This window comes from Aerococcus sp. HMSC10H05 (assembly GCF_001806975.1).
In the GTDB taxonomy this organism is placed as follows: domain Bacteria; phylum Bacillota; class Bacilli; order Lactobacillales; family Aerococcaceae; genus Aerococcus; species Aerococcus viridans_B.
The window spans coordinates 1-2,986 of sequence record NZ_KV786982.1 but is presented as its reverse complement, the minus strand read 5'-3'; the positions used below and the strand labels follow the sequence as shown (position 1 = coordinate 2,986).

The following is a 2,986-nucleotide window of genomic DNA, read 5'->3' as shown; positions in this document are numbered from 1 at the left end:
CCCCCTGTGAGACTAGGACGTTGCCATGCAAATCATATCAAAACCGCTAGCTTAGACATTTGTTTTGGCTAGCGGTTTTTTTGGCTATTCGTCAAATTAGTATGAGAGTGATTGAGGTTTATGGTAGTGGGGACCGTTGCACAAATAATGCTTACCCCTTTTTTAATATTTAGATACAACATTATTTTGTAAGTTTTTGCAAATTATTGCATAAAAATGATAAAATAGAAAGATATTAAGATTGATGATAAAAAGGAGTGGAAATCATGTATTATTTACCGTTGATTGGTATTCTAATCATAATTATTGGTTTTGCAGTGAAGCTAGATACCATTGCGGTTGTTGTAATCGCAGGACTAGCGACAGCTTTAGTGTCGGGCATTTCGATTACTGATTTCTTGGTAATGCTTGGAGAAGGTTTTGTGAATAATCGCTTGGTGACAATTTTTATTTTAACCTTGCCAATGATTGGTTTGGCTGAAACGTTTGGTTTGAAAAATCAAGCAGTACGATTGATTAACAATGTTAAAGGGATGACAACAGGTTCATTCTTAACTTTATACTTATTCTTACGTGAATTAGCCGGATTCTTATCGATTCGTATTGGTGGTCATCCACAATTTGTACGACCTTTGGTACAGCCTATGGCGGAAGCAGCAGCTATTTCTAAAAATGGTGAAATTGAATGAGGCTACAAAAGAAGAAATTAAAGCACAATCTGCTGCTATGGAGAATATTGGGAACTTCTATGCACAAAATACTTTCGTAGCCAGTGCAGGTACCTTGTTGATTGCAGGAACGCTAGAATCTTTAGGGTATGAAGTAATGGCAATTGATGTAGCGCGTGCGTCACTTCCAGTTGCTATTATCACCTTTATTTTAACCGCAGTTTATAACTATGTATTTGATCAAAAAATGAACCGTAAATACCGTAAGAGAGGTAAGTAAGATGGAAACTTTCTTTACAAATTTATTAGAATTCTTCTACATTTTAATCGGCTTGCAGTTTGCCTTTACTGGTTATAAAGTTTTAAGATCTGACCAAGATAAACGCATTGGAACGGCTTTATTTTGGTTTGACCTAGCGATTTTGTTTGCTTTAGGAAAGTGGTTACCAGCAATTATTTCTGGTATTTTAGTCTTACTATTGGCAATTATTACCTTGGTGAAACATTTTGTAACTGGTAATTTTGACCAAGATGAGACGCGTGCAGAAGCTAGTGCTGACCGTTTTGGAAACCTTGTGTTTGTACCGGTTATTGTGATGGCGGTTACAGCATTAGTGCTTGCGCAGTTTGTACCTGCTTCAGGTGCGGGTGCTATTGGTATCGGCGCAATTGTTGCATTAGTGCTTGCGATGGCTATTTTCCGTGCACCATTCCAGCAAGTTTTACATGAATCTAATCGAAATGTACAGCAAGTTGGATCAACAGCTATTTTGCCACAATTATTAGCTGCACTAGGCGTAATCTTTGTTAATGCGGGAGTCGGCGAAATAGTAACCTCAATCTTTGGTAACTTGGTGCCTGAAGGAAACCAATTTTTAGGTGCAACAATGTACGTTATCGCGATGGTTGTCTTTACGATGATTATGGGAAATGCATTTGCTGCTTTTACAGTTATTACAGCAGGTATTGGTATTCCATTTGTGATTATGCAGGGTGCTAATCCAGCGATTGCAGGTGCTTTAGCAATGACGGCTGGTTATTGTGGGACATTATTAACACCTATGGCGGGTAATTTCAATGCTTTACCTGTGGCATTATTAGAAATGAAGAGTGAGTATGGTGTGATTAAACGACAAGCACCAATTGCTATTGCTTTAATTGTTGTCCATATTGTATTAATGTATACTTGGGCATTTTAGGAGGTATAAAGATGAAAATTTTAGTAACAGGATTTGATCCATTTGGTGACGATAAGATTAATCCAGCGATTGAAGCGGTAAAACGTTTGCCGGAAGAAATTAATGGTGCGGAAATTATCAAATTAGAAATTCCAACTGTCTTTAATAAAAGTGCAGAAGTAGAGAAGCGTGCAATTGAAGAACATCAACCTGATTATATCTTGAATATTGGTCAAGCGGGAGGTCGTTTTGCTTTAACACCTGAACGTGTAGCTATCAATGAGGATGACGCACGTATTCCAGATAATGAAGGTAAACAACCGATTGATGAACCAATCAAAGAAGACGGAGAAGCTGCTTATTTTAGTCAGTTACCAATTAAAGCGATGGTTACTTATATGAAAGAGGCTAATGTACCTGCAGAAGTATCCAATACTGCTGGAACATTTGTCTGCAATCATATTATGTACCACTCTCTATACTTAACAAATAAAGAGTATCCAGCGATTAAAGCTGGTTTTATGCATATTCCATTCTTACCAGAACAAGTCACAGATCGACCAAATACACCATCAATGGCCCTAGAAGATATTGTTCGTGGTATTGAGGCAGCAATTACCGCTATCGTGGATTACGATGGAAAAGAAGACATGAAAATTGTCGGCGGAAAAACACATTAACATAAGGATGAGACAAATGTCGTTTAGACTCGCAACGGTGGAAGAAATAAACGTAGTGATGGCACATCACACAGGATATTTCTGAAGCGGCGTGAGTCTGACATTTGGAACTCGACTAAAAAAGGATGAGACAAATGTCGTCTAGACTCGCAATTTTTGCTGCGTTGAGAATATGACATTATGTATCATTTAGAGAAAGGTCTATGATGTGATGATCATAGGCCTTTTTTGAATAGGTGTCTCTTTAGAAATTGTTTAAAAAATTATCACAAAGAAACCACAAAAAAGGTTGAATCTTTCATACTATCTTCACAACTATTGCTTAATATATAAGCATACCCAATAAAGAAACCAAACTTTTCTTCATAAATCTTTCTCCTCCCAAAATGAAAGATGACAAGTTTAACCAGCTGTCCTCCCAACAGCTGGTTTTTTGGTGCGCCCGGCATGGGCGCTAACT

The 2,986-nt window shown here is 37.6% G+C and carries 3 protein-coding genes and 1 pseudogene; 3 read left to right on the top strand and 1 reads right to left on the bottom strand.

Annotated features, from left to right (window positions below):
* Nucleotides 1-266 precede the first annotated feature (266 nt).
* The 3 genes and pseudogenes from HMPREF3116_RS04845 to pcp all read left to right on the top strand — a co-directional run bounded on the left by HMPREF3116_RS04845 (nucleotide 267) and on the right by pcp (nucleotide 2,526).
* Nucleotides 267-948: pseudogene (locus HMPREF3116_RS04845) on the top strand (DUF969 domain-containing protein).
* Between the two features lies 1 nt (nucleotide 949).
* Nucleotides 950-1,867 (top strand): DUF979 domain-containing protein, encoded by a 918-nt coding sequence (locus tag HMPREF3116_RS04840; RefSeq protein ID WP_070468067.1) that lies wholly within the window; start codon nucleotides 950-952, stop codon nucleotides 1,865-1,867.
* 11 nt (nucleotides 1,868-1,878) lie between these two features.
* The gene (pcp, locus tag HMPREF3116_RS04835; protein ID WP_070468066.1) at nucleotides 1,879-2,526 is read left to right on the top strand and encodes a pyroglutamyl-peptidase I; all 648 of its coding nucleotides are present in this window, start codon (nucleotides 1,879-1,881) and stop codon (nucleotides 2,524-2,526) included.
* A gap of 266 nt (nucleotides 2,527-2,792) precedes the next feature.
* Here pcp and HMPREF3116_RS09070 read toward each other — a convergent pair.
* Nucleotides 2,793-2,986: hypothetical protein (locus HMPREF3116_RS09070; RefSeq protein WP_210382482.1), on the bottom strand; the 194-nt coding region annotated here is incomplete at its 5' end.

What these genes read in the sequence shown, in the direction of transcription:
- pcp (WP_070468066.1), top strand. Translation starts at nt 1,879, where the DNA reads ATGAAAATTTTAGTAACAGGATTTGATCCATTTGGTGACGATAAGATT.
- HMPREF3116_RS04840 (WP_070468067.1), top strand. Translation starts at nt 950, where the DNA reads ATGGAAACTTTCTTTACAAATTTATTAGAATTCTTCTACATTTTAATC.